At 38.5% G+C, this 25,860-nt stretch carries 16 protein-coding genes and 1 riboswitch; of the genes, 7 read left to right on the top strand and 9 right to left on the bottom strand.

All coding sequences use genetic code 11. From position 1 onward, the window contains the following. Window positions 1–81: 81 nt before the first annotated feature. Window positions 82–2,079: a flavin monoamine oxidase family protein gene (locus BM327_RS01260; protein WP_090245463.1), complete on the bottom strand. Its 1,998-nt coding sequence runs from the start codon at window positions 2,077–2,079 to the stop codon at window positions 82–84. A 219-nt stretch (window positions 2,080–2,298) separates the two neighbouring features. Here BM327_RS01260 and BM327_RS01255 point away from each other — a divergent pair, with 219 nt between their 5' ends. Both BM327_RS01255 and BM327_RS01250 read left to right on the top strand, forming a co-directional pair. Then, on the top strand, window positions 2,299–4,758 hold the full coding sequence (locus BM327_RS01255; protein WP_090245460.1) for a PIG-L family deacetylase: 2,460 nt from the start codon (window positions 2,299–2,301) through the stop codon (window positions 4,756–4,758). A 109-nt stretch (window positions 4,759–4,867) separates the two neighbouring features. Next, the gene (locus tag BM327_RS01250) at window positions 4,868–6,526 is read left to right on the top strand and encodes a sodium:solute symporter family protein (RefSeq protein WP_090245458.1); all 1,659 of its coding nucleotides are present in this window, start codon (window positions 4,868–4,870) and stop codon (window positions 6,524–6,526) included. A gap of 132 nt (window positions 6,527–6,658) precedes the next feature. On the opposite strand, the gene BM327_RS01245 is transcribed toward BM327_RS01250, so the two are convergent. The 3 genes from BM327_RS01245 to BM327_RS01235 all read right to left on the bottom strand — a co-directional run bounded on the left by BM327_RS01245 (window position 6,659) and on the right by BM327_RS01235 (window position 13,235). Next, window positions 6,659–7,051, bottom strand: coding sequence for a hypothetical protein (locus tag BM327_RS01245; RefSeq protein WP_090245457.1), 393 nt, complete (start codon window positions 7,049–7,051; stop codon window positions 6,659–6,661). Window positions 7,052–7,209: 158 nt separating this feature from the next. Further along, window positions 7,210–8,670: an acetyl-CoA carboxylase biotin carboxylase subunit gene (locus BM327_RS01240; RefSeq protein WP_090245455.1), complete on the bottom strand. Its 1,461-nt coding sequence runs from the start codon at window positions 8,668–8,670 to the stop codon at window positions 7,210–7,212. A gap of 17 nt (window positions 8,671–8,687) precedes the next feature. Further along, window positions 8,688–13,235 (bottom strand): translocation/assembly module TamB domain-containing protein, encoded by a 4,548-nt coding sequence (locus tag BM327_RS01235; RefSeq protein WP_170853633.1) that lies wholly within the window; start codon window positions 13,233–13,235, stop codon window positions 8,688–8,690. A gap of 34 nt (window positions 13,236–13,269) precedes the next feature. Here BM327_RS01235 and tsaD point away from each other — a divergent pair, with 34 nt between their 5' ends. Then, window positions 13,270–14,292, top strand: coding sequence for a tRNA (adenosine(37)-N6)-threonylcarbamoyltransferase complex transferase subunit TsaD (tsaD, locus tag BM327_RS01230; protein WP_090245451.1), 1,023 nt, complete (start codon window positions 13,270–13,272; stop codon window positions 14,290–14,292). Here tsaD and BM327_RS01225 read toward each other — a convergent pair. Beyond that, entirely contained in the window at window positions 14,281–16,290 is a 2,010-nt protein-coding gene (locus tag BM327_RS01225) for a ComEA family DNA-binding protein (protein ID WP_090245449.1), read from the bottom strand. The genes tsaD and BM327_RS01225 overlap by 12 nt on opposite strands. Continuing rightward, entirely contained in the window at window positions 16,283–17,113 is an 831-nt protein-coding gene (locus BM327_RS01220; protein ID WP_090245446.1) for a PorV/PorQ family protein, read from the bottom strand. Before BM327_RS01220 ends, BM327_RS01225 begins: the two co-directional genes overlap by 8 nt. A 162-nt stretch (window positions 17,114–17,275) precedes the next feature. Between BM327_RS01220 and BM327_RS01215 the strand changes: the two genes are divergently transcribed. The 3 genes from BM327_RS01215 (at window position 17,276) to BM327_RS01205 (ending at window position 20,148) form a co-directional block, all read left to right on the top strand. Beyond that, window positions 17,276–18,844 carry a hypothetical protein gene (locus tag BM327_RS01215; protein WP_139230198.1) on the top strand — a complete coding sequence of 523 codons (1,569 nt, stop codon included), beginning with the start codon at window positions 17,276–17,278 and terminating at the stop codon, window positions 18,842–18,844. 69 nt (window positions 18,845–18,913) lie between these two features. Continuing rightward, entirely contained in the window at window positions 18,914–19,342 is a 429-nt protein-coding gene (locus BM327_RS01210) for a VOC family protein (protein ID WP_090245441.1), read from the top strand. Between the two features lie 89 nt (window positions 19,343–19,431). Beyond that, window positions 19,432–20,148: a hypothetical protein gene (locus BM327_RS01205; protein WP_090245438.1), complete on the top strand. Its 717-nt coding sequence runs from the start codon at window positions 19,432–19,434 to the stop codon at window positions 20,146–20,148. Between the two features lie 69 nt (window positions 20,149–20,217). Here the strand turns inward: BM327_RS01205 and BM327_RS01200 are convergent, their stop codons facing one another. Then, entirely contained in the window at window positions 20,218–21,240 is a 1,023-nt protein-coding gene (locus BM327_RS01200; RefSeq protein WP_090245435.1) for an LLM class flavin-dependent oxidoreductase, read from the bottom strand. Between the two features lie 247 nt (window positions 21,241–21,487). After that, window positions 21,488–21,673: riboswitch (cobalamin riboswitch) on the top strand. 176 nt (window positions 21,674–21,849) lie between these two features. Here BM327_RS01200 and BM327_RS01195 point away from each other — a divergent pair. Next, the gene (locus BM327_RS01195; protein WP_090245434.1) at window positions 21,850–22,236 is read left to right on the top strand and encodes an acyl-CoA thioesterase; all 387 of its coding nucleotides are present in this window, start codon (window positions 21,850–21,852) and stop codon (window positions 22,234–22,236) included. Between the two features lie 297 nt (window positions 22,237–22,533). Here BM327_RS01195 and rpsA read toward each other — a convergent pair whose 3' ends face one another. Continuing rightward, a complete protein-coding gene (gene rpsA, locus BM327_RS01190; protein ID WP_090245431.1) occupies window positions 22,534–24,318 on the bottom strand; it encodes a 30S ribosomal protein S1 in 1,785 nt (594 codons plus the stop codon). An 809-nt stretch (window positions 24,319–25,127) separates the two neighbouring features. Then, a complete protein-coding gene (gene bla / locus BM327_RS01185; RefSeq protein ID WP_090245428.1) occupies window positions 25,128–25,859 on the bottom strand; it encodes a subclass B1 metallo-beta-lactamase in 732 nt (243 codons plus the stop codon). Between the last annotated feature and the right edge of the window lies 1 nt (window position 25,860).

The following is a 25,860-nucleotide window of genomic DNA, read 5'->3' as shown; positions in this document are numbered from 1 at the left end:
CTAAAAATCCATTAGCTAAATATGGACAGAAAGGGCTTTCAAGTGATAGTCGAGAAATTAACTCTAATAATTCTACCCCAACTAATTCACCGAAAACAACTCTGTATCCGTACTCACCTTAACGGTTTGCTCTTCTTTCTTATAGTCATAAGTAGGCCAAGAGGGATAGTCTTCTTCGAAAGAGAAATTTGGATGTTGTAACTCCGCACCCGGTGTATGCTTAATCATGTGTAATACGCAATCTATAGCAGAACGCAAGGCTGGCTCTGTCCAACCACCTTCTACCCCATAATTTTCTCCGGCGAAGTACAAGTGAGACGCTTGGGCAAAGTGTTCGTTGTAGCCCAAGTCTATCATGTTTTCAGCTTCATTGTGCGCCCTGTATAATTTAGAACAACCTAAATAAGTGGGTTCTTTAATCCATTGAATAGAAACAGGTTTTGTGGTATCTATATATTCGGTGATATCTTCTCCCAAGGTTTCTAGCGTGATGGCTTTCAACTCTTTTAAAACAATATCACTTAATTCTTCATTGTTAAATGCCAATAATTTTAAGGAATCATCCTCCCAAGTATAACTCGCCAAAATCACTCCTGGATCTTCGGGTTTGTTGCTCCACGCCAACCCGTACATGTCCTGAATTAAAGTATCAGTTACAAGTACTTGCGGTATCTTACAGTCAGGAAATTGTTCTTTGTCCCAATACCTTGCTTTAAGCGGGAAGAATAATTTACAACTCGAAATGTTGTGCTGGGTTTGCGCAGCTATGATCTTATCTTGGGGTAATTCTTCTTCTGGAAATCCTTCAAAATCCATAGACAACTGGGCAGCCCATTTGGTAGAGGTCACCAAAGCTTTGTCAAAAAACTGACCTTCTGGATGCTGTTCTGAATACACCAACACACCCTTTTCTGTCTTCTTGATTTTCGTAACCGGTGTTTCCATGAACAAATCACCTTCTGTATATAAAGACTTTTCTTCTTCTCCTGGTAAAGGTGCAAACATGAGGTATTCTGCCAAACCTTGAATTCCTTCATAACTTGGACCTTCAAAAGCTTTTTGAGGCGTAGATGAATCCAAAACGGTACGCATGAAATAGGGCAATTCTTCTGGATGAGAAAGTCCTTCTACGGTTTGCAGGTTAGAATCAAACCCAAAGTAAGTACAACGGATGAACCACATGGCACCTATATCATAAAAGGCTCCCCAACTTCCATCTCCTGTACCTATGATGTACAATAAATTGGCTTCCTCTGTGGTCATTCCAAAGCCACCCAAATCACCATCAAATTCTTCTAGGTGAGCGATTTTATGTAAAATTTCTTCACGTGTTAAAGAAGGTTCTAAGACCAAATCTTTAAAACTCATGCCTTGGTAATGCGCGCGCATTTTACGCCAACAAATGGTCCACAACTCATTGTTTTGCGTGTAGTATTGTTTGGCTGCTTGCTGGAAATTTTGTCCGAAGGCCTCAACTTTCTGACAAAGCTTTTGTAAAACTTCATTCTTCGGGTAACGTCTTACGCCGTCTTCATCCAAGGGCCAGAAAATCATACTTGGTTTTTCGCTTTCTGCACCTTTTGGTCCGTAGCCTTTATTAATATAAATACCTGTATTTCCGGGTGCAGCACCTGGGTTAGGGAAAGGTGTCAGTATAGCTTTATTTCGACCTGGTTCATGATTTAAATAATAGCCCAACAAACAGTTTTCATCTCCTGGTTTACTAAAGAAAGGCATACGCATAGCTCCCATTTCTAATCCAGCATGCTTACGTTCCACACCTTTATCTAAAGGATTTTTAAGCGTATATAACCTACCTCCAATTCGATTAGAGGCTTCGAAAAGGGTCACTTTATACCCACAACGCAAAAGTTCTCTCGCGGCAGTTACACCCGCCACACCGGCTCCCATAATGGCTACAGAAGGTTGTTCTTGTTTGAGTTTGGCCAAGCCCTTAGGTGATTCTTTCAATAACTTAAAGTAATCAAACCTAAAATCGGCAGGATTAGGAAAATTAGGAACCCAACTTTTAGGATCACTGTCTTGTGTTTTGATATTATTTGTAATACCAGGTTTCATATCTTTTGTTTACCGTGAAAGTGTAAGGAAGGAATTATGCACCCTCCGTAATTTGCGCGCAAAGAAAAGGATTTAAAGATTTAGTGGAGAAAATAATGTTTTAAGTTTCGATGAAAAAGGGATGAAATAAATGCGAGCGCTTAGCAAAGCAATTGGATTGTCATTTATTATCAAAAATTATCCTCTCAGGGCACGTTCTTTTATTTATTTTTAAGCCCTATGCGAAGAAATTATATCACTCAGGGTATTTTAGTATTGACCCTTTTCTTTACCTCATTTGCGCAGGCAGCTCAGCCTGCCTCATCCATTTATGTTCAAGTTCAAAAATTACACTCTCTCAAACGTGTATTGTACGTGGCTGCTCACCCCGATGATGAAAACACCAGAGCCTTGGCTTGGTTCTCTTTGGGCGAAAAAGCGGAAACGGCTTATTTTTCACTGACACGTGGAGATGGTGGACAAAACCTGATAGGCAATGAACTCGGTGATGCACTTGGAGTATTGAGAACTCAAGAATTATTAGCTGCCCGTTCGCATGATCATGCCAAGCAATATTTCTCTCATGCCGTTGATTTTGGTTATTCCAAATCAGCAGAAGAATCTTTCCAAAAATGGGGAAAGGACGTATTGATGGCAGATTTAGTATTGATGATACGTCGTTTTAAACCCGATGTGATTGTTACACGTTTCCCGCCCGATGAAAGAGCTGGACACGGTCACCACACCGCCTCTGCCCTTTTGGCTTTAGAAGCTTTCGATAAAGCTGCCGATGCAACTTATTTACCCGAGCAGGTAAAAGAATTGGGTACCTGGCAGGTAAACAGCGTGTACTGGAATTCATCCTACTGGTGGAATCCGAGTATAGCAGACAGTGCCCAAAACAATCCTGACTATTTGGTGAAGGACATCGGTGGTTATGCACCTCTGTTGGGTCAATCCTACAATGAAATTGGTACGTTAGCGCGTTCGCAACACAAATGTCAAGGTTTCGGAAACTTGCTTGAACGTGGGGAACAAACAGAGTACTTTCAATATTTAAAAGGTAAAAAACTTAAAAACTCTTTCTTTGAACACGCGCAGCGCGATTGGTTTAATTTGACCAAAAGCAATGTAGATAAGCACTTCCATAAACTTTTGGAGAATTTCAATTTCCAAGACCCGGCGCAAAACATTCCTGCTTTACTCGAAATACTGGACTACATGGAGCAAATTGTAGATCCTCAATTGCGCGATGAAAAAGTTGCACTTTGTAAAGAAATTATAGCTCAATGTTTAGGGATGAATTTAGAACTTTTAGCCGACGACCACAGCTTTGCATTAGGTTATAAAATTCCTCTAGAATTAGTAGCGATCAATAGATCTTCTACTCCTGTTCGTTTAAAAACTTTGCGTTTGAATGATGGTACAGAAATAGAAATCGGTACAGAACTTCCGAACAACAAAGAGTACAAACATGCCCTTACTACAGCACCCACAACACTACTTTCTACGCCTTATTGGTTAAGATCATCACATACAGATTTGTACACCATAAACGATGAACAAAATATATTAAGAGCTGAAAACAGAGCAGCTGTACACGGAAATTTAGAAGTAGAAATCTTTGGTGAAAGCTTTACTTTACCCGTCGCAGCGGATTACAAATGGAGAGATCCTTCTTATGGTGAAAGACGCCGACCGCTGGTGATTGCACCTAGCCTCACCGCAACGTTGGATCAAAATATTTTGATTGCAAAACCAGGTGTTGAAAAAGAAATTGTACTGACTTTACACGGTTACCACAGCAATTACGAGGATGAATTAAGTGTAATTGCACCTGAAGGATGGACGATTAATCTATCCAAAATAGCGGTTCACTTCACCAAAAAACATCAGGAACAAAGTGTGACTCTCAAGTTAACACCTAATGCCGGAGCAAAGTCAGGTGAACTCATCATAAAAGACAGTAAAGGAAATAGGGTCTTTGACGCTACAGAAATTAGCTACGACCACATTCCTACTCAGGTTATTTTTAGTCCAGCAGCCCTAAAATGCATACCACTGGATCTTCAAGTAAAAGAAAACTTAAAAGTGGCCTATATCAAAGGGGTCGAAGACGATGTAGCCAATGCTATTCGTCAACTTGGAGTGCAGGTAGATGAATTTGAAGTCAGTGATTTAGTGACGATTGACTTAAGCAACTATACCACTGTTGTATTAGGAATTCGTATCTACAATGTTCATCCTGAATTGGAAAATTTCCATCCTCAAATAGAAAACTTCGTAAAGGCAGGAGGAAACCTCATCATTCAGTACAATACGGCTTCAAGGTCTGGTGATTTCTCACCTTTCTCACCTCTACCTTTTAAAATTGGTAGAAATAGAGTTACCGAAGAAGATGCTACAGCCATAATATTAAACCCTGAGCACCCCATTTTTACTCAACCCAATGCTATCACGAACAATGATTTTGAAGGATGGGTTCAAGAACGAGGTTTGTATTTCGCAGAAAATTATTCTCCAGAATACCAAGCCTTACTAAGTTGGGCAGATCAAGGAGAAGCACCACAAGAAGGAGCTTTAGTTGTAGCGAAAATGGGCGAAGGTCAAGTTGTATACACAGGTATTTCTTTCTTTAGAGAATTACCCAAAGGAGTAATGGGTGCTTACCGTTTATTTGCGAACCTTTTGAGTTATTAAACATGGAAGAAAAAGACAAGACCAATTGGAAAGCCTGGTATTGGGCGCTTGTAGGCTTTTTAGCTTTGCAAATATTAGTTTATTTATGGATGACTAACACCTACACTTTATGAGTTGGATAGATTGGACCGTATTACTTGTTACCTTGTTTTCCATTGTTGCTTATGGAACTTGGAAAACGAAGCTCAACAAAGACCTTAAAGGCTATTTAAAAGGCGATAATTCTGAAAACTGGGCCACCATAGGTTTGTCTATTATGGCAACACAAGCCAGTGCCATAACCTTTCTTTCAACACCTGGTCAGGCCTACGAAAGCGGAATGGGCTTTGTGCAATTCTATTTTGGATTGCCCCTGGCGATGATATTCATTTCTGTTTTCATCCTTCCGATTTACTATAGATTAAAAGTTTACACGGCCTATCAATACTTGGAAGAACGCTTCGATGTTAAAGTACGTTCGTTCACGGCATTTTTGTTTTTACTCTCTAGGGGATTAGCCGCCGGAATTACCATATATGCTCCCGCCATCATCCTTTCTACGCTCTTAGATTGGAATTTGCAATTAACCTGCATACTCATAGGAGGATTGGTGATCATTTACACGGTATCTGGAGGAAGTAGAGCCGTTTCTCTCACCCAAAAGTGGCAAATGGGGATTATTATGACCGGAATGTTCATTGCCTTTTACTACGTTTTGAATAGCTTCCCAGAAGGTATAGGCATGAGCGAGGGAGTTGACATTGCAGGTGCTTTGGGAAAAATGAACATTATAGATTTATCCATAGATCCTGAAAATAGATATACGCTTTTTTCTGGACTCACAGGAGGCTTGTTTTTGTTTATTTCTTACTTCGGTACAGATCAATCGCAAGTACAACGTTATTTAGGAGGAAAATCATTGAAAGAATCCAGACTGGGGTTAATGTTCAACGGTTTGATGAAGATACCTATGCAATTTTTCATACTCTTTATTGGTGTGATGGTCTTTGTATCTTTTCAGTTCAATAAACCGCCCATCGTTTTCAACCAACATTTGGTAGATATCAATACAGAACAACAGGCTGAGTTAAGTGCCATTGAAAATGCTTACGATAGGGTATTCGAAGAAAAGAAATTGCTTTTAAGTGAGGGTGGAGATTTACATCTTGCTCAACAATTACAATTAACGCAAGATTCTTTGCGCACAAGCTACAAAGAAAAACTAACGGCCTTTGATCCGAATTACGAACAAAAAGACAGTGACTATATTTTCCTTGGTTTTATATTGGAGTATTTACCACCGGGTTTAATAGGACTTCTACTTGCAGTTATCTTCTCTGCAGCTATGTCCTCTACAGCAGGAGAGCTAAATGCCCTCTCTTCTACTACAACCATAGACTTCTACAAGAAGTTTTGGTCTAAATCTGACGAAGATAAAAAGGACGTACGCGTCTCTAAAATGCTCACTATTATTTGGGGAGTATTGGCCATCGTAATTGCGTTAACGGCCGGACTCTTTGAAAACCTCATCCAATTGGTGAACATACTCGGATCTTTGTTTTACGGAACCATCTTGGGTGTATTCCTATTGGCTTTCTTCTTTAAAAAAGTGGGCCATCAAGCAGCACTTATTGCAGGAATCATTGGTCAATTAACCGTACTTATCATTCACGTATTAAAGGTGTATGAATTCTTTGAATTAAGTTACTTGATGTACAACATTATTGGAAGTACCGTGGTAGTTATAGTCGGAATATTGATCCAACAAATCCTTCCTAAAAAAGCATAAAATAAAAAGCTGGAAATCAAAACAAAACCTTGATTTCCAGCCCTTCTTTCCTAGTGACGGAAAATTTTGAACAACAAAATTAGAATCTTTAAGCTTACACTTAAAGCTTGGTAAAGTTACAGTAGTAGCACCTCATAACTTCAGGTACCATTCTGGGTCCATGAATTTCAACGCATGTTCTCCAAATGTTAATTGTCTTTCATCTGAAATTAAATAAGTAGACCTTTCACCATTAATAGCTGAGAAGATAACTGTGTGTTCCACTCCATTGCTATCTGTTTTCAAAATCCTTACTAAACGTTCGTCAGAAGGTAAGTGTAAAGATTCTGTGCAACTAGGACAATGAAAGTGAGTTAACTCTCCTTCATGTATATCTAGCTTTGGGTTAATTTTAGTAGTGTAGTCTCCTATTTCTTCACTTAACAATATAACACCACTGTTTCCATGCGGTTTCTTCACTCCTAGAGCTATGTAACCAGCTGCATTTAAATATGCATGACAATATGGACAATTATAGTGTTTCATGTTTGAGAAGTTACGAATATTTAATGGAAAATCACAAAGAAATTAAGCCTATTCTCAACTAACTTCAACGAGAAAATTCATTGTAACTTAGATCTTTATTCATAAAAAAAGGACTACCCAACGAGTAATCCTTTTTCTATCTTCTAAGAAGTTATTAGTTACCTTACAGGTTGAACTGCAAATTCTTCTTTCTCTCTTTCTTTTAATCTATCCCAGATTTTGTTGATACCAGCTATCAAAGCTTTCTCTTCTTCTTTCTGTGCTCCTTTCATCACTGAAGGAACTTCAAAATAATGCTTCACAAAGTTAGTATCGAAATTACCAGAAGTAAAAGCGTTGTGCTTCATTACATACTTACCAAAATCTAAAGTTGTTCTTAAACCTGAAATTTCATAGTTATCTATGGCTTTGATCATACGCTCTATAGATTGCGCTCTATCTTCACCATAAGTCACCAATTTAGCGATCATTGGATCGTAGTAGATAGGTATTTCCATTCCTTCTTCAAACGCGTCGTCTACACGTACCCAATCAAAACTTGGTTTTCTGTATCTTCTTAAGGTTCCTATGTCTGGTGCAAAATTATTCAAGGCATCCTCAGCGTACACACGTACTTCCACGGCATGACCTTTCATTTTAATTTCTTCTTGCTTTAAAGGCAATTCCTCACCTCTGGCAACTCTAATTTGCCATTCTACCAAATCAAGTCCAGTAATCTCTTCAGTTACCGGGTGCTCTACTTGCAAACGTGTATTCATTTCCAAGAAGTAGAAGTTTAAATCAGCATCAATTAAAAATTCAACGGTACCAGCTCCTTCGTAGTTACAAGCTTTTGCAACATTAATCGCTGCTTGTCCCATTTTTTCTCTAATCTCAGGTGTTAAAACAGCACTCGGTGCCTCTTCAATTACCTTTTGGTGACGACGTTGAATAGAACATTCACGTTCAAACAAATGAACTGTATTTCCATGACTATCGGCAAAAACTTGTATTTCAATATGACGAGGTTTGGTTACAAACTTTTCCACGAACACCGCATCATCTCCAAAAGAAGAACGCGCTTCAGATTGCGCCAATTGCATTTGTTCGATTAAATCCTCTTCACGCTCTACCAAACGCATTCCTTTACCTCCACCACCGGCAGAGGCTTTGATTAACACAGGGAAACCAATTTTTTTGGCAACATCCAAGGCCTCATCAAAATCAGAAACTGCTTTATCGATACCAGGTACTAAAGGCACATCAAACTCTTTTACGGCTTGTTTGGCACTTAACTTATCCCCCATCAACTCCATGGCATGAGCCGATGGTCCTATGAAGGTAATTCCTGCTGCTTTTACTTTCTCAGAGAACTCTGAATTTTCTGATAAGAACCCGTAACCTGGGTGTATACCATCTGCACCCGTAGCTTTTGCCGCCTCTAAAATTCTATCTTGCACCAAATAGCTTTCTGCTGAAGGAGAAGCTCCAATATGAACAGCTTCATCTGCTTCCAAAACGAAAGGCGCATTAGCATCTGCGTCAGAATATACAGCTACACTTTCAATGTTCAATCTGTGCAAGGTTCTAATTACTCTTCTTGCAATTTCACCACGGTTGGCTATCAGTACTTTTTTCATCTCTTGTATTAAGTATATTAGTTCTCCTCATTCAACAACGCGGGGTTGTCTATATACTCCTGAGGAATCTTCTTTTTATTCTTATTATCTTCTTTTTTGTTGTCTTCTTTTCGAAACAGGTTCCCAATATACTGGAATAATTTGAAGTCGCTTAAATTTTGGAAGTCTTCTTGGTAGTGAATACCAACTCCCTGGGTATATTGTCCTTGATTATTGTCCTGTATTACAGAATAGTCATTAGACTCATTGTACACGTTCACACGCATGGTTCTAGCATCATTAAGGACGTATTCTACCCTTACATCACCGATAAAGTTACTGGTATTTGTGGCAGAATTTGCAGCACTATTTTCCACTCCAAATGAAGTGGACACAATTAACTTATCGTCTAAAAATTCTTTACTCACACCAAGCTCGACGGTGTTGTCTCCTGTTAACTCATCTTTATCCAAGGCTACGCCAATATTGGCTCCCGTATTGAGCTTATCGATGAGTGAATTAATTTGAGTACTTACCAAATCTAATCCACCTCCAAGAGAACCTCCAGAGTTCAGGGGAGTGAATTGTTTAAAGACCATCAAATTGATGAACTGGCGGTTCAATTCATCTTGGTCTGAACGTATTCTGGCCAAGGTGGCTTTCCCCATTTCATTGGCCTTAGGAGCTTTAATATCAAAGGTAATGTCTGGTTTCATCAAATCACCGTTTAAGCTGAGGTAACAGTTTATCTCATCTTTTCTGGTTCCATTGTTCGTCATTACATCTTGGACCACCACATCTAAATTGGCAGTAGTTTTATAATAGGTCTGTAAATTCACTGTAGCGTCGTAAGGACTCCCCGACCATTGCACCGTTCCTCCTTTTTCAAGTATAAAGTTTTGTTTGTAAGGTCCTAAAACAAAGTTATAATTCCCTCTATCCACAGTAAATACACCCTCCATACTCAATTGATTCAGGTTATCTAAACCAATGATAATATTCCCCTCTCCAAAAGCAGTAATTTCATCACCCGTTTCTTCGTTAAATATCACTTTCAAGCGAGCATCTGGGGTAACTCCTATGTTTAAGTTTAACTCAACACCCGTAAAATCTATTTTCGGTTCATCCGCAAGCAAAGAATCGGCAATACGTGGCAGCCATTCTATAAATTGTGCTTCCTCTATTTCTGATGCTCCATACATGGGGAAATCTATCCAAGTACCTTTGCGAGTATTGGCATTCACGTCTATTCTTAGGTTATCCGTAGAACCTGAAATATTGGCCGTTCCTCGTATGTAAGCCTTTCCATAGTAATATTCATCCTCGTTATACTTGGTGTTCATTACTAAGAAACGATCGATAGGGATGAACTTGTTGTTCACCAATTGTTCCTCCATATCAAAGGTTAAATCAAAGTTGAAATTCTTGAATTTATTATGGAAAATTTGTCCTACAACAGCCCCTGTATTTCCTTCTTCATCTTGAATGGGAATATTGTTTAAGAAAACACCGCCGTCAACCACTTCTATTTCTCCACCAAATTTAAAATTGGCACCCAACAACTGCAGTTTGGCATTACCATCCGATAACATTACTTTACCTTCCAAGATAGGAGCATCTATCTCCCCGCGAACCTGTATTTTTCCGGCTAATTTCCCGGCGATATTAGACACTACGTCTTCATCCATAAAGGCGTTGGCTACTTGTAAATCTGCCCCTTTGAAATCGAGTAAAAAATTAAGGTTATCCTTTTTAGCGATAACATCATAATAGCCATTAAAATCGAAGGTTTCTATCCCTCTATAATTGATTTTACCTTCAACATCTATTTTCTTTTGTTTCTGTCTGTAGCCTGCCAATAGCGATATATCTCCTACTTCTTCATTGTTGATAAATAAGGAATCAATATTTCCCTTCCCCGTAAAAAATAAATCCGTAAATGGTGTGGCTACTTCTCCGGTTATATTGGCAATACCTTTAACGGCAAAATCACCAAAAACTCCGGCGATATCACTGAGGTCGAAATCTTTGGCTATGACCTCTAGTTTGTCTTCGGGTTGATTGGTAATTAATCCATCTAAACTCAAGAATTGTTGGTCTCTTGCCATACGGAAATTGTCTATATCCAAACTATCTCCTTTCATGTGAATTACAGAGTTCTTTCGTATATCCCAACGGTGATCTCTGATGGTGAAATATGAGGTTTTAATGTCAAATTTCAAATCATCTTCTCCATTAATGAAGGTATACCAAGAAAGAGATGTAGGGTTTGTTTTCGTAGCATTCCACGACAGTTGGGCATCTAATAAATCCCCCAAACTCATACTTGTGAAATGGAAATCTTCACAATTTAAGGTATCGTTTAAATACACCGTATTCATGTCGCATACCGCAATTAAATTCCCCGAATACAATTCTTGCGTAGTTGATATTCCTTCTCCATAATAATCTCCAAAGCTGATTTTGGGTGAATTAAGGGTTAAACTGTAATTCTTTTGTGGTGCATCGAACGCACCGAAAACCAAGGTATTGTTTGCGATACCCAACTCAGGATATAAAACATCCAATACGGGTTGAGCGTCTTTTATTAGTAAGTGATAGGTAAAGTCATTCTGAACATTCTCTATTTCCTTTTCCTTACGTATAAAAAGGGCGGGGAATATTTGTTCCAACTGAAAGGATATATTACTTGGTATTTCCGCAAAATTGAACTTCCCTTCCATGTCGGCATCCAAGTAATCTGAGTTCAAAGAAAACTTGTCTTTGGTTGGACTTCTTTCCGCCTTCACCTCTAGTTTTTCCAAATCGAAGGATTTACCAGATTGGGCGTAATGTATGTCTGCTATATTCACCGCTCCTTTAAAAGATGCCTTTGTATAATCTTTTAAATCGACCTTCATGTGTGCTTTTAAATCCACAGAATCTGGTAAGCCCAGGTTTAATGCCTCTAAGTGTGAGGCATCTACAGCAACTTCAAACTGCATGAATTCTTTATCTGAGAAATTTATATCGCCATCGAACTGTAGATCTACCAACTTATCTTGCATATCGAGTTGTGCACTTACTTGATTTCCGATGAGTTGTCCTTTCTCAATGGTGATATTAGAGTAAGGATAATTGCGATAATCAAAACGTTCCACGAATCCAGTAATGGAAGAAAAATTTATTTCACTAAAACTCGGGGCATATCCACTCACCGCAAAACTAGCCGTGGTGTTTCCAAAATCTTCTAAGCCTAAGAAGTTGCCCAATTGAAAGTCTTCAACATCTATGTAATAGGATGAATCTTTAAATTCTCCAAAGAAATAAGCCGCATCCTCGGGATGATAGTGAAAAGCCAAATCTCTTGAAATATGCACTATCCCCAGAGCCGTTCTGATATTTTTAGCTTTCAATTTAAACTCCTCCAGGTTACCTGTAAAGTACACATTGCTCCCGTTGACATAGTCAAAATTCATCACTTGCTGGGGCAACAGTAAATGCGGATCACCAGCACTTTCTGGCAAATGCAATCCTTCCAAATCTTTAAGCGTGATGTAAAAATCTTTAATCAGCTCATTGAACTGTAAATCATCCATTTCTCTAAAATCTGGCAAAATAAAATCACCGGCTATGTAAGAGGAAAGTCCAAACTGTAGGTACACGTCCTTCAAATTCAAGTTCTTGATTCTATCCGAAGCCTTCACATCCAAATGGACAATGTCTGTCATCCCCTTTAATTCTGGAGCAAACATAGAAACGTCCCTCATAGAAACCTTAGCCCCAGAAATGCTCACGTCAAAATCTACACTGTCTACAAACTCTAAATAATTTCCATAACTATGGGTAATCAAAGCCAACTTCTCTGCTTTCAAATCGGTTTCAGCGGTTTTGATTATCATTTGCTCAAAGAAGATACCTTCTCCACTGTGTTTTACTTTGCCGGAAAGTTCATCCAACTGAAAACCGGAAAAATTCTCTTGGGTACTCAGGTGATCTAAAGTCGCAACCAATCCCTTTGACGTATAGTTTAAATCACTAAAACGAACATGGGTATTTTTAAAATGCATGTGGTCATAATCCACACCATAGGGATTTAAAGCTTTGTTCTCATCTATCAACGAAAAATCAACATTCTCAAGAATTAATGATCGCGCATTTAGAACAAAGTTAGGTGTGGGTGAAGCTGGTTTATCACTTTTAAAATAGTCAACAATGTACTGTAAATTAAGGTTCTTCTCTCCCTTATAAGTTTTCAGATTCACGCGTGCATTTTGGAGCTTTACCTCATCTAATTTGAAAAGTAATTGCTTTGCTTTCAAAGCGTTGATATTGACTTCCAAAAGTTCTATGGCAGCCAAAGTATCTTGTTTGTGATCTTCAACGAAAATTCCTTTCAAATAAACGCGGTCAAAAAAACGTATATCCACCTTTTCTATCTCTATGCGCGCTTGCAGTTCTTCACTTAAAAAAGATGTTGCTTTTTGTGCGGCGTAGGTTTGAAATTTAGGACTCCTGATGGCTAAAACGAGAAGAAAAATGATAATCAAAACCCATTCTAAGAGTCCCAAGAATCCTTTTCCTAGTATTTTGAGTAACTTTGCCATCGAATTGTAAAAATAATCAAAAGTTGGTCCAATCATGAAGGATAAAGAAATTATCATTTTAGGCATAGAATCTAGCTGTGACGATACTTCTGCGGCGGTTTTAAGAAATGAAGAAATTTTATCAAATGAAATTGCGGGTCAACGTGTTCACCAAGAATACGGAGGGGTAGTTCCTGAGTTAGCATCAAGGGCACACCAGCAAAATATTATTCCTGTAGTTGATACTGCCATTAAAAAGGCTGGAATTAAAAAGGAAGACATTGATGCCATAGCATTTACGCGTGGTCCGGGACTTCTTGGGTCTTTAATTGTAGGAACTTCTTTTGCCAAGTCTTTTGCCCTTGGAATGAACATTCCTATGATAGATTGTAACCACATGCACGGTCATGTTCTTGCGCATTTCATAGATGATGAAGGTAAAGACAAACCCGAATTTCCTTTCTTGTGTTTAACTGTTTCTGGAGGACATACACAAATCGTATTGGTGAAAGATTATTTAGACATGGAAGTTATAGGCACTACCATAGACGATGCGGCAGGTGAAGCTTTTGATAAATCGGCTAAAATTCTCGGACTTCCTTACCCAGGTGGGCCCTTGATAGATAAATACGCAAAGTTGGGAGACGAAAACAAATTTGAGTTTGCCAAGCCACAGGTAAAAGACTTAGATTACAGCTTTAGTGGACTTAAAACTTCCATCCTCTACTTCATTCAAAAACAAGAGAAAGAGAAACCAAACTTTGTAGAAGAAAACATGAATGATTTGTGTGCTTCTATACAGAAAACGATTTTGGATATCTTGTTTAAAAAGCTCATTAAAGCAGCCAAAGAACAAAACATCAAAAGCATAGCCATTGCGGGTGGAGTTTCTGCCAACTCGGGCTTAAGAACACGCCTTGAAGAAGAAGCTAAAAAACGCCAATGGAAAACCTTTATTCCAAAATTCGAATACTGTACAGATAATGCAGCCATGATAGCGATAACAGGAAGGTACCATTACTTACGTGGAGAATTTGCCGATCAGAAGATTGCGGCCACAGCTCGTTTAATATTTTAAGCGTAGTTGACAGGTCACCTCTGTTTTTTGACTCCCTTTAATCTGTTCTAAACCAGAGCCTAACTCTTTTTTATTTGAATAGTGCGTTGAGGCTAATCTTAGGTTAACATCTAGACTTTTATTCATGCGCCAACGCACAACAATATAGTAGCGCGAACCTTTATCATAGTAAGGTGGAATACTAAACACATTGAGTACATTATTTTCATAGGCATAGATTCTCGCTTCATAATTATCTGTGTCAAACAAGGCGTAACGTAAACTAACATCCACTGGAAAACTCAGAGGTCTATAATTCAAATCTTGCAAGAGTAAATTACCTGTAATGACCTCTCCTCCTCTTTTAACCTGTACTCCCTCCCAACGCATTTTCCAGGTCAATCCTTTTAGAATTTCCACTTGTAATTGAAAACGATAATTCTCTTGGATAACATCTTCAACAGGGTTGGTTTTCTGTGGACTATCTTTTACATTTTTCGGTTTATTCCTAAAACGGTAACGTAAATAGAAAAAAGCATGTTTTCCCCAATTGTATTGATACATGGCATTCAACTCTTGACCAGCACTTGGAGCATCTACTTGATACTTTAACCAAGGAAACCGGAACACATCCACATAAGCATTGAATTGATGGCGACCTCTTTTGTAAGCGAGCGCCATAAAAGTACCTTGCTCGTTTTCAAGGTTAGAATTCTCTGCAAAAGCTTGGGCATAAAAAGCGTGATAGGCCCTATCGTAATTTCTATGGAGCACACTCATGCTTAGGGATTGATTAAGTGCAAGTAGCACACCTTGAAGATGAGCCCAAGCACTTTGTTGCCAGGCATAAGCGGATTCACCAAAGAACTCGAAATTTCTATAATTCCAAGAGTAATCAATACTAGTGTTGAATGCTTCCTGACCTCGAAATTGAAAAGCATTGTAAACATTCTCAACTTTGAAATAGGGTAAGTTATAACGTTGATAAATGGCGTTTACACCGAGCTTTAACTGCTCTCCCTTCCGCTGAATGGATGCACCTAACATACTTTCCTTCAAATTCCCCTTTGTGCTGAATTCGCTTTCTGTTCGGTGATAGCCAGAGCGGAGAATACTCAAAGCGGTATCTTGTGTTGCGTTGAGTCGAGCACTTAAACTCTTACGAGAAATAAAAGTCATGAATGCATAGTCTTTATGTTTAAAATTCACCCCTACGCCTCGCAAAAACCTACTTTCATCTACAGATGTAGAAGGTCGCAGCGCACGTGCATTTTTCTTTACACTTGTAAGCACCATAGACTTACCCGAAGCATACCCCGTAAAATGGGTTAAACCTTGTCCCATTTGTGCGGTGAAATCTCCCAGAACTAAGGCATCTAGCACACCTCTTTTTCCAACATAAAAATGAGCCGATGAAAAGTCGGGAAGTTTAGACTTTGTTAATTGCTCACCTGCATCTTGCTCTAAAGTAAAACCCACACTAAAAAGATTTCCATAATGCATTCGTGCACGGAGGTAGTAGGACCTGGGAGTTCCCAAATAGCCATTCACAGACGTATCAGCGCTATACCCTCTTTTTTGTTGCGTTATTCCTAAACTTTTCAAGTAAAGCTGTTTGTTGGCATAAAAAAACAGGTCGCGCAAAGGCAAGGACCTGTTTTCAAAATTCTGTTTTACTTCAACAAAGGGAAGTACACGTGCAATTACCTCTTGTGACAAATGTTCTACACTTTGTAATTCATAAATACTGAGCAACTTCCCAGCCTTTTGTATGTGTTCTTTCAAGGCCTTTGCTTGAAGTTCGGAGAGTAAACCTAAATCAACCAAAGGTGCTAAATCTTCTTGATTTAAATTAAGGGGGTGTTCCTTATAAAACAACAATAAATCTCTACTTTGCGTAAGGTCTACCTCCTCTACTTCTTGTTGTTCAGCCAAATATTCTAGACTTTGTTGTACCTCTTCTTGTGCGTAAATCGCATGGCAAAAAAGTAGTAATATCACACCCCAAAACTTATTCATTTTCAAAAGATTTTAGAATAAAACTTGTAGCTGGCGACCAACTCAATTGTTGCGAATAACGAAAGGAAAATATGAGTTTGAGCCAAGAGGCTTGGTAGGCAAAACCGAAAGCATATTCCCAGGTTGGAAACCGTATCCCAGCCATGCATTGGAATTTTTCATGGGGTTGGTAAAGAAGTCCTGTTGAAAGACCATAGGCTTTTTGTGTTGATTTATCCAGTTGTGCCAAAACTTGTACCCCTTCACTTAATTTATGTTGAACCCCCATAAGAATAACGGAGGAATAACCTGCATCTAAAAAAGCATCAATTCTGGGTTGGTTGAGGTGATTGATGGACATTCCCAAGCGGGTTTGTGCATTTAAGTTGTACAACAAGCCCACATCTCCACTTAAACGATGTTTCTTAAAATTTCCTTGTCCTATGTTGAGGTACAAATAATTCAATTTTATCCCTAGCGATAATTGTTGGGAAAGCTCCATGGAGTAAGCTGAGCTCCATCTCAGGTCACTATATAAACTATAACCATAATGCTGGAGACTGAAAAGAAATGACTGTGCATGATTTGAGCTTTTTAGGGGGAAATGCAATACCAAACTTTGGGCTTGGAGCTCTTTCAGCATGAATTTATTGTTATAACTGAAAGCGAAAGAAGCTTGTTTTTGCAAACTCGCCAACGACGGATTTTGAATACTTGAAAAGGGTGAGTCATAAACAACCGAAATACCGGCCAACGCTTGCACATCTGCACCATGACTAGGGTTGATTTGGGAACTTACATATATAACTGCACAGCACCCGAAAAGAGTTAGGTAGGTTTTCATGCCTAGAAGGTACAACTTCGCTTACCTTCATCAAAAAAGTTTACCCTGTGGAAATTCGTAATTCAGAGAAAATCTTTTGATTAATTTAGGAGCCCAAAGTGACTATTTAAGATTCGAGATTCAAATTAACATGAAAAGAACATACCTGAAATCACGTAGAAAATGAACACCAGCCTTAAGCAAAAAATCACTTCCAAACTCCACCAACCACCTTTCCTTTTTGGATTTCTGGTAGTTGTATTACTGGTGCTTAAAACCATAGTATTAGTAAACTACAGTTTTGAGTTTACTAGTAATGATGCTCTGATTTATTGGCAAGGCGCAACAGATTATGCCCAAGGAATATTTCATGAACCTTACTTCTACGGTCAAAACTACAACCCTATGCTGGAAGCTTTGTTGGCTCTTCCATTAATAAAATTGGGAGTTTCTGTAGAACTTGCATTGCCCATTGTTTCAAGCTTTGTGGGTGTTTTTCCTTTTGTTTTTATCGCTTTTGTACTGTTTAAAAGACACTACCATTATCCGGCTTATCTCTTTTTATTGATTCCCATTACCCTAGCTACAGAATACGACATACTTACCTCATTAACAAGAGGTTTTACCAGCGGAATTTTTATCTGTTCATTTTTAATCTACCCTCTTCTCCAACCGCAAAAAAAATCTTCTTTCTACCTCTTAGGACTTATTTGCTCTTTGGGCTTTTGGTTCAATGCAAATTCCGTTGTTTTTAGTCTGCCCGTTTGTCTGTACCTCTTCTTTTTAAATTACAAATCCATCACCTTCTACATCGGAACTCTCCTTGCTGCCCTACCCACCTTTCTACTCATGTATTTTGCCAATAATTTCTATGTGGTCAACCCGAGTTATTTAACACATGCTTTAGGAAGAATGGATTTTTATCTTGAGCTCATAGTAGAGGCCTTTCAACATTTGGATCAATTCTTTCGGTACCTCACTCCCGTAATATGGAGTGGAAATTGGTTGGTTTTACCTGTAATTTTAGTCATCGGATACCTGATCATGCGCAAAAATTGGCAAAAAGGAGTGAGTATCATTTTAGGAGTAATTTTCATTCTACTTTCACTGGGAGTACACAAAATCCACGATGACATCGGTGTGCTATTTCTTTCTTCTGTCCGTATGTTTTTAGCCCTTCCTTTACTGCTAGGGTTAGCTCTATTTTGGTTAAATCCTCAACCTAAAAATAGCAGGAACTGGAATTGGATAATACTGACACTTGTTCTCTTTGTAGGTATTCGTAAAATCACTACAAGCTCCTCTATTGTTGAAAAGCACACCCAAACCACAAATTTTGGTCCCATAGCCATAAAGGATATAAATGAACTCCAAGAAGGATGCGATGAACTCCAACACATCGTTGCAAAATATGATGTTGATCTTGTGGTTTATATAGCTGACTGGAAAATCAATGCTGCAGAAATAGGACTATACAACTACGGCTGCCCTATACTTGAAGATAATGCACAAAACACAGTAATGAACGTTTACGAACGTAGAACTTGGGTATTTGAAGAAGAAAAGAATAAGGTTAGAAATAATGTTTTGCTCTACAATGCTTATGTACCCAATCTTGATGAAATTCAAAAAAACATGGATTGTAAAGTTGTGCAAGAAAATCCCACACTCTTACTTATAGAAAATAACACCAAAACACTTTCGGAACTTTCGGAAATCTTCAATTTTCCATACAAGAGGCATACGTATTAATTAATTATAATCTGAGTACTTTTGTATGAGACAAGGTGAAAAATTAAATCTTTACCAATATTAAAAACTATGCAAACAACATCCTTCTTAACTTTCGTAGGCGGCCAATGTGGTAAAGGATTAGAAGCAATTGAGCTCTACACTTCCCTTTTCCCTAATTCAGAGATTAAACGTTTAGATCATTATAAAGAGGGAGAACCTGGCGGCGCACCTGATTTGATCAAGTTTGCGGAGTTTACTTTGAATGGAACTTCCTACTTGCTTTCAGAAAGCAATTACAACCATGAATGGGGTTTTACTCCAGGAGTATCGATACTTGTACGAGATAATTCAGAGGAGCAACTTCAACATTTGTACAATCAACTTTCAACCGAGGGCGGTCAAGTTATGGTACCCTTAGACGATTATAAAGGAGAAGGCGACTATGGCTTTGGAAGAAAATTCGGTTGGTGTGCGGATAAGTTTGGAGTGAATTGGCAGTTTGTTTTGATGGAGTAATAAATCAGTTAAAAGTTTCTATGTGCGAATTTTGAGTTGTTACTGTTAGTAATCCTATCTTTTAAAAAGAGAATCAATCACTTGATACTATGAAATTATTTAAATTACTCTTACTTATGGCTTTTCTACTGCCTAATGTAATTAACGCGCAGGATTACGCAATTTTCACCATAGATTCCACAAGGTTGTTCCTGGAAAGAAATCATAAAACACAAAACTTACCAAATTATGTAACCCAGCAAGAATGGTACATCAATGGGCAAAAAATGACCTTCCTTTCGGACACTGTTAAGGTGAGGGTAAATGCTCAACAGATGGATACTATTTTATTTGGATGGGGAAATAATTTTGACACCCTACTCTGTAACATCAGTCAACCGAAAGAATACCGTCTCTTTTACATCGCCTGTTGTAGTGCATTTAATATTCAAGATGTAGCCTTGGGCAAATTCATCAGCGGAAACGTAAACTTTGAATTAAAAAATAGTGATACAAGTAAACGATACTTAGCTCTACTTTCCGATTCAGGTATACTTTTGAATGGCCAAATGAAAGATACGCTCACAGACCATTGTAGAAGTGCCATGAGTAATAGTTTTTATAAATTAGAATTAAAGGAAATTTATTCTACAATAGACAGCACAAAAATAACGGAAGAAACATGTCTTCAAACAAGCTCTAAAGATGCCATTTACTTTAATTACCAAACCAAAAGAACATTTTTCTCTATTAATTACTTCCCCCTAAGCAGTCAACCCGAAAAAATAATTTATGATTTTGAAAGTGGAGAACTAAGAATTGAATAAAATCAATTCATAAAAAACAGGAACAACTCCTTCGTCATTCCCGTTCCTATATCTTAAAAGAAGTAAATTCTACTCCCCCATTCTCTCTTCATTCAATTCATCCATCAACTCTGCAAATAACTGCACAGATTTGATTCTGTCTTCCACATAGTAAGCATTCGTTGACGTAATGACTTCATCCACACCCGTTTCGTTTAAAAATTGGCGCATTTGTGTTTTCACGCTTTCTTTACTTCCTACAAAAGAGTACTTGATCATCTGATTTACGCGAGGATGCTGGAACAATTCAGCATATTCTTGATTCATAGGTTCCGGTGCTTGTATAGATTCTCTAGACCCTGTCAATATACTTACAAACAAACGAATTAGGGAGGTAAACATGGCTTCGGCTTGTTCGTCTGTATCGGCGACAAAAACGTTGATACCGGCAATTGTATAAGGTCTATCTATTTCTTCTGATGGTTTAAACTCTTGTCTGTAAATCTCCAAGGCTTGGTGTAAATACGTACTCGCAAAGTGACTCGCAAATGCATAAGGTTTACCCGTTGCAGCCGCCAAATGTGCAGAATCTGTACTCGAACCTAAAATATATAAGGGAACATTGGTTCCCTCCGCGATGGCGGCTCTTACATTGGAAGTTTTATTTGCCTCAGAAAAGTAAGTTTCTATTTTCTCAATTTCTCTGGGAAAAGATTGCGCCGCCTGCATAAAATCTGCACGTATAGCATGTGCTGTTGCCTGATCAGTACCTGGTGCTCTCCCCAAACCTAAATCTATACGATTCGGATACAAATGTGCCAAAGTCCCAAACTGCTCTGCAATGATTAATGGAGAATGATTCGGTAACATTACACCACCTGAACCTACACGTATGCGTTCGGTATTTTCGGCTACGTACCCTATCAATAAGGAAGTAGCGGTACTCGCTACATTTTCTGTATTGTGGTGCTCTGCGTACCAAACACGCTCGTAATTACTCGCTTCGGCTGCCTTGGCAACGGCCAAAGAACGGTGTAAGGTTTCTTGTATACTATTACCTTGGGCTACTACGGCAAGGTCTAAAACTGAATATGCTACTTTGTGTGTGTTCATGCTCTTTATTCTTTTCTGTAGGTTCCGAAAAGCGTGCGACAAATGTAAGGATAGCCAAAAGAAAAAGAGAGTTATAAAATGACAATGCACCGCACTTTTAACTTCGAACGTGCAATTCCACCCTTAAACCCTTACATAAAAAGTTCTCCCGCGAAGCCTAGGGATGAATCTTTGAATTGTTGAATCCTTGAATCTTTGAATCTTCGTCTTTGCCCACATAATTTTACTACTTTCGCCGCCAGAAGTTCTTTTTAAAACAAGAAAAGGTTTTGCTTAACGCAAATGAAAAGGGAATCATGTGTAAATCATGAACTGTCGCGCAACTGTAAGTAACAAAGAAGCTTTAACGATTATCCACTGTTCTAAAACATAAGAATGGGAAGGAAGTTAAAGGGTTATAAGTCAGGAGACCTGCCTCTTCTAATTGACGATGCTTTCGCGATTTGAAGCTATGAGTCAGGTTGAGTACATGAATAAATCCCTATAGGAGATGTGAAATCTTCACTTCTTCATGTTACACCCTTTCCCTTATTTTCTCGCAAGCATGGTCTGTTAAGAACCGAATAAAATGTAACAACGGCGTTTAACGCCACATTAAGAGAAAATAAAATGACAAAGGAAGAAAGAATCCAAAAATCTGAAACACGCATATTCAAAGCGGTATTTCCCAATACTACGAATCATTACGACACCCTATTCGGAGGTACAGCCATGCAATTGATGGACGAGGTTGCTTTTATTACAGCTACGCGTTTTAGTCGCCAGCGCATGGTTACTGTAAGTAGTGATAGAATTGACTTTAAAAAGCCCATTCCTGCAGCAACCATTATAGAATTATTAGGAAAAGTAACTTACACCGGAAACACAAGTTTAAAAGTAAGGGTGGATATCTACATTGAGCAAATGTATACGGAAGAAAGAGAAAAAGCCGTAAGTGGTGAATTCACTTTTGTGGCTATAGATGAGAACAAGAAGCCGGTGAAAATTATGGAATAGGAGTCAGTTTTGAGTGTGGGTATTGCGTAAGCAGAAATAGTAAAATATAAAATGTTTTGTTATAATACGGCCACTCAACTCCCATCCTGAACCTCCGTGTTTACTCATCTAAGAAATCGGAGAATGAATTGATTTGAATAATATGAAAGCTCATTCTTTCATCTACCCAAGGTGATACTCAAACTATTTTAAATCTTTAAAGTCCACGCAAGTGGATCTTAAATCCTTAAATAAAAAATCCCGACCAATTACTTGGTCGGGACTTCTAACAGAGATCTGTTTTATAAATCGGTTGGATTATTTTCCTTCCATTTTATCTTTCAAAGCAGCCAATGCATCTAAATCTCCTAATGTAGATTTTTCATTGCTCTTATTCAAGTTCTCAACAGCTTTAGAGTTTCCTCCTCCACTTCTCTTACCACCTCTTGCAGAAGTAGATGGCTTGTCTTCACCTTCTTCGAAAGTTCTAACGTGAGAAACAACAATTTTCTTAGCGTCTTTGTTAAACTCGATCACTTTGAAATCTAAAGTTTCGTCAACCTTAGCGTTAGATCCGTCTTCTTTACGCATGTGCTTAGCAGGACAAATTCCTTCTACACCGTATGGTAAAGCAACGATTCCAGACTTATCTTTTTGTTCGATAATTGTACCTTGGTGTACTGATCCTTCACCGAATAAAGTTTCGAATACATCCCATGGGTTCTCTTCTAACTGCTTGTGACCTAAAGAAATTCTTCTGTTTTCTTTATCGATTTCTAATACAACAACTTCCATTGCATCACCTACCTTACAGAATTCAGATGGGTGCTTGATTTTCTTTTGCCAAGAAAGATCAGAAATGTGGATCAATCCGTCAACACCTTCTTCTAATTCTACGAATACACCGAAGTTAGTGAAGTTACGAACTTTTGCGTTGTGCTTAGAATCAACTGGGTAACGCTCAGCAATTCCTTCCCATGGATCTGGCATCAATTGCTTAATACCTAGAGACATTTTTCTTTCTTCTCTATCTAAAGTAAGAATAACAGCCTCAACTTCGTCTCCGATAGCTAAGAAATCCTGTGCAGTTCTCAAGTGTTGAGACCAGCTCATTTCAGAAACGTGGATTAAACCTTCTACTCCTGGAGCGATTTCAACAAACGCACCGTAGTCAGCCAATACAACAACTTTCCCTTTAACTTTATCTCCAACAGCTAAGTCAGTTGATAAAGCGTCCCATGGATGTGGTTGTAATTGTTTCAATCCTAATGCAATTCTCTTCTTGTCATCATCGAAGTCAAGAATTACAACGTTTAATTTTTGATCTAATTCAACGATTTCCTCTGGGTGATTAACTCTACCCCAAGATAAATCTGTGATGTGGATTAAACCGTCAACTCCACCCAAGTCGATGAATACACCGTATGAAGTGATGTTTTTAACAGTTCCTTCCAATACCTGACCTTTTTCAAGTCCAGAGATAATTTGTTTTTTCTGCTCTTCAAGCTCAGCTTCGATAAGCGCTTTGTGAGAAACAACAACGTTACGGAATTCTTGGTTGATCTTAACAACTTTGAACTCCATGTTCTTACCAACGTAGATATCGTAGTCACGAATTGGCTTAACGTCAATTTGTGATCCTGGTAAGAAGGCTTCGATTCCGAATACGTCAACAATAAGACCACCCTTAGTTCTGCATTTAACATAACCAGTGATAACCTCTCCTGTTTTCAATACTTCGTTCACTTTAGCCCAAGCACTGTGCATACGTGCAGTTCTGTGAGAAACTACTAACTGACCGTACTTGTCTTCTTGAGATTCAACGTAAATATCAACTTCGTCACCTACCGCTAAATCTGGGTTGTAACGGAATTCGTTGATAGGAACTACTCCCTCAGACTTGTACCCGATGTTTACAACAACTTCTTTCTTAGTAACTGCAACAACAGTTCCTTTGATAACTTCTTTCTCGTTGATAGAAGTTAAAGTTGCTTCGTAAGTCTCAGCGTACTCTGCTTTTTGTGCTAATGAGTAACCCTCATTTGCTAAAGCTTCCCAATCGAAATCAGCAGATCCCTGCTCTAAAATTTTGTTTTCAGCCATAATGGCGTATAATAATTGTATTTTGGGTAATCCTGCAAACCTCCAAAAGAAATTAATAATGAGTTACTTAACGCAGGATTCGTAACATTTTTCCTAAATGGACTGCAAAGATAGGGAGTTTTCTCAGATATAACAAAATTTATTCTGTCTTCTGAATTGATAATTAATCCATTACAGGGTGTTAATAAGTTAGATAGCTCTCTAGATTTCTAGATGGCTAGATTTCTAGACGCCTAGACTTTTTGATTTTTAGACAAAACAAGGTTGAAGTAATATCAAAGGATTCTCAGAGATTCCTAAGCAATACTTTATCCTCGTAAATAGAAGGTTCTCGAGCGAGCGTTGTGGTGCGTTGTGCTGAGCGAAATCGAGGTGAGCGGAGCCGAACTATCGAGATATGAATCTTCAAATTAATGAATCCTTGAATTGTTGAATCCTTGAATCCTTGAATATGCTATGTTTTTGGCAAACAGCCGGGCTGTACTTACAAGTTGGCTACCAAGGCCTAAGTTCTGCAACTTATGCAGTGGCTTCTGTATGTCGCCCCTGCCTAAGGAGCATAACTAACCCCATGCTACACCAAGCTTTTCATCCCATCCCTGTTTGGAGAAAGAATTTTAGATGCTTGTATCACTAGGATGGATTTGGTTGAATCAACATCTTAAAGTCTTTACTTAGACCTCAACACTATCTCTTTATCTTCCAATCTTTGAATTAAGGAACCCGAGGGATAAATCCTTGAATTGTTGAATCTTTAAATTTTTGAATCCCTGTATCCTTAAATCATAACTTCACCGTCAATACTTCAACTACAAAGCAAAAAGTTCTTTGGTATAAGTCAATAATTCCTTTCCCCCATCTTTACCATGACCAGGAATGACGTGTTTTACATGCGTGAACTTCTCCTCCACATGTTCAATAGTTGTAGACCAATCCTCAACGCGCGCATCACTTAAGTTACCTTTGCTCGCACCTAGACTTTTCACCAAACATCCTCCGAACAGACTTTGATCTTGCTCAAAATAGACTACTGTATTGTCCGCGGTATGACCTGCACCTAAATAGTAAACGTTCAATTTTTCTTTTCCAACAGCGAGCATTAACGAATCTTTAAAGGTATGCTGCGGAATTTCCTCTCCATTTTTTCTAGCCAACTCTTGCGTTAAGAAATAGGCGTAAGAGGGAATATTTTTTTCGTGAAAGGATTTCAAACCTCCCAAGCAATCCTCATGAAAATGAGTAACAACAACAGCTTTTACTTCAGCGTTCAAATCATTCTTCACATAATACAGTAAATCAGCTGCTGCTTCATCATTGGTAGGGGCGTCTATAACTACAGCTTCGTCTTGGTCTATCACAATCATTCCGTTACATGCTACTTTTCCAAAACGCTCCGTCTCCAAAAAACTAACATGTCTGTAGGTATGAGGTGCTACCTTATAAATCTGAAGTACAGGATTTTCACTATCCAATTTCTGATAACGGGTAGCACACGCTGAAAAAAGGACCAACATTAAAATAACCCCGAATGCAACTTTCATT

The sequence above is a fragment of the Lishizhenia tianjinensis genome, from assembly GCF_900116425.1.
In the GTDB taxonomy this organism is placed as follows: domain Bacteria; phylum Bacteroidota; class Bacteroidia; order Flavobacteriales_D; family Crocinitomicaceae; genus Lishizhenia; species Lishizhenia tianjinensis.
This window is presented reverse-complemented; position numbering and strand designations above follow the sequence as displayed.

Bases quoted from the DNA above. Each gene is read 5' to 3' on its own strand.
- bla (WP_090245428.1), bottom strand. From the start codon at position 25,859: ATGAAAGTTGCATTCGGGGTTATTTTAATGTTGGTCCTTTTTTCAGCG.
- BM327_RS01220 (WP_090245446.1), bottom strand. From the start codon at position 17,113: ATGAAAACCTACCTAACTCTTTTCGGGTGCTGTGCAGTTATATATGTA.
- BM327_RS01260 (WP_090245463.1), bottom strand. From the start codon at position 2,079: ATGAAACCTGGTATTACAAATAATATCAAAACACAAGACAGTGATCCT.
- BM327_RS01245 (WP_090245457.1), bottom strand. From the start codon at position 7,051: ATGAAACACTATAATTGTCCATATTGTCATGCATATTTAAATGCAGCT.
- BM327_RS01250 (WP_090245458.1), top strand. From the start codon at position 4,868: ATGAGTTGGATAGATTGGACCGTATTACTTGTTACCTTGTTTTCCATT.
- BM327_RS01240 (WP_090245455.1), bottom strand. From the start codon at position 8,670: ATGAAAAAAGTACTGATAGCCAACCGTGGTGAAATTGCAAGAAGAGTA.
- BM327_RS01200 (WP_090245435.1), bottom strand. From the start codon at position 21,240: ATGAACACACACAAAGTAGCATATTCAGTTTTAGACCTTGCCGTAGTA.
- BM327_RS01210 (WP_090245441.1), top strand. From the start codon at position 18,914: ATGCAAACAACATCCTTCTTAACTTTCGTAGGCGGCCAATGTGGTAAA.
- BM327_RS01205 (WP_090245438.1), top strand. From the start codon at position 19,432: ATGAAATTATTTAAATTACTCTTACTTATGGCTTTTCTACTGCCTAAT.
- tsaD (WP_090245451.1), top strand. From the start codon at position 13,270: ATGAAGGATAAAGAAATTATCATTTTAGGCATAGAATCTAGCTGTGAC.
- BM327_RS01235 (WP_170853633.1), bottom strand. From the start codon at position 13,235: ATGGCAAAGTTACTCAAAATACTAGGAAAAGGATTCTTGGGACTCTTA.
- BM327_RS01225 (WP_090245449.1), bottom strand. From the start codon at position 16,290: ATGAATAAGTTTTGGGGTGTGATATTACTACTTTTTTGCCATGCGATT.
- BM327_RS01215 (WP_139230198.1), top strand. From the start codon at position 17,276: ATGAACACCAGCCTTAAGCAAAAAATCACTTCCAAACTCCACCAACCA.
- rpsA (WP_090245431.1), bottom strand. From the start codon at position 24,318: ATGGCTGAAAACAAAATTTTAGAGCAGGGATCTGCTGATTTCGATTGG.
- BM327_RS01255 (WP_090245460.1), top strand. From the start codon at position 2,299: ATGCGAAGAAATTATATCACTCAGGGTATTTTAGTATTGACCCTTTTC.
- BM327_RS01195 (WP_090245434.1), top strand. From the start codon at position 21,850: ATGACAAAGGAAGAAAGAATCCAAAAATCTGAAACACGCATATTCAAA.